The organism is Novosphingobium sp. AAP1 (assembly GCF_001295765.1).
Classification (GTDB): domain Bacteria; phylum Pseudomonadota; class Alphaproteobacteria; order Sphingomonadales; family Sphingomonadaceae; genus Novosphingobium; species Novosphingobium capsulatum.
The window spans coordinates 1-1,581 of record NZ_LJHO01000044.1 but is presented as its reverse complement, the minus strand read 5'-3'; the positions used below and the strand labels follow the sequence as shown (position 1 = coordinate 1,581).

General features: G+C 64.7%; 1 protein-coding gene. It reads right to left on the bottom strand.

Annotation, left to right across the window (positions count from 1 at the left end):
* Positions 1-100: 100 nt before the first annotated feature.
* Positions 101-1,486: an IS1380 family transposase gene (locus IP65_RS20660; RefSeq protein WP_054132914.1), complete on the bottom strand. Its 1,386-nt coding sequence runs from the start codon at positions 1,484-1,486 to the stop codon at positions 101-103.
* Positions 1,487-1,581 lie beyond the last annotated feature (95 nt).

Below are 1,581 nucleotides of genomic sequence, written 5' to 3'. Positions count from 1 at the left end.
CAGTCGCGCGTCATCGACGGTGTTTTCACCGCGACCTGAGCAATGGGCTTTTCGAGGTTGCTGGAGGTGGGCTTTGGGGTCGGCGGCACTGCCGCGTTGATCATGCTGGCGCCGGCGGGAGGGTGGTGGCGATGGCTCGGAACACGCTGGCATCCGGGCATGCTGACGTGAAGGCGACGCGGATGCGCGTGGTGCTTTCGATGATCCGGGCGGCAACCTTGAGCAGCCGCAGGCGCAGTGTTGCGAACTCGGCAGCGGCCAGAGACATGGTATTGGGCGCGACTGCTTTTTGGACTTCCTGACTGATGCGCCACAGCAGCCAGTATGCGGCGGTGTGCAGGATGAGGCGCACCTGGTTGGCGTTTGCCGAGCGGCACGAGGTACGGTCGCTGGCGAGTTGGGCCTTGTGGCGCTTGATCAGGTTCTCGACCTGCCCGCGTGCGCAGTAAAGCGTGTCGTAGATATGCTCAGCCGAGCCTTCGGTCAGCGAGGTGACGACATAGCGGATGTCCATGCCCAAAGTGCTGGCCTCGATCCGGGCGACGACGCGGCGCTGGCTTTTCCAGCTTTTGGCGCCGTAGCGGGTCTGGGCATAATGGCGCAGGATCGCGCGGCCTTCCTCGGCGCGCTTGACCGCGCAGGCATCGGCGGCAGCGACGATGGCCGGATCGGCACGCAGCGCGGCGTTGGTCGGCAGGCCGAACACATAGTCGATGCCGGCCGCTTCGCAGAAGGCCATGACCTCGGGCCGGCCATAGTGCCCGTCACCACGGATGGTGATGTGCGTTTCCGGCCAGTTCCGGCGGATATGCCGCACCAGGCGCCGGATGTGACCGGCCGCTTCGGCACCCGACGGCGTCTTGCCAGTGCGCAGCAGCATGGCCACCGGCCGGCCGGTTGCGGTATCGTAGACGTGGATCGGCAGGAAGCAGCGCTCGCCATGATGTCCGTTCCAGAACGAAAGCTGCTGATAGCCATGGACGACATCGCAGGTATCGTCGATATCCAGCGTCACCGCCACCGGCGGGGCGGGATAGCTGGCGCAGTAGATGTCGATCATTGCGACCATCATGCTGGCCAGTTCGCGCGTGGTCGGCGCATTCTCCCACCGGCTCATCGTTGGTTGGCTGGCAAGTCCCGCGCCCGATCCCGGCAACTTGCCCAGCGCCAAACGGAAACCCGGATCGTCGCGCAGGGCGTCGAGATCATCGGCATCCTCATAGCCGCAAGCAATCGCGAACACGCGGGCACGCAGGATGTCATCGAGGCGATGGACCACCCGCGCCGGGTCACGCGGATCGGCAATGCAAGCTGCAAGCCGCTGGCAGATCCCCATTGCACGTTCAGCCTGCGCCAGCAGCAGCACGCCACCATCCGAGGTGAGCCGGCCACCATCAAACGCGGCGGTCACTTTCTTGCGCGCCACTGCTGGGAATCGGAATGGGCTTGCGCTATCGACGTTCATGGCGGGTGTGGCCTGTGGCATTTTCTGCCCTGCGGCAGGTTCGGAATAGACACCCAGATCCTAATTCAGATCAGAGGCTTACGCCACTCCCGCCAACCCTTTGCCCCACCCTGATG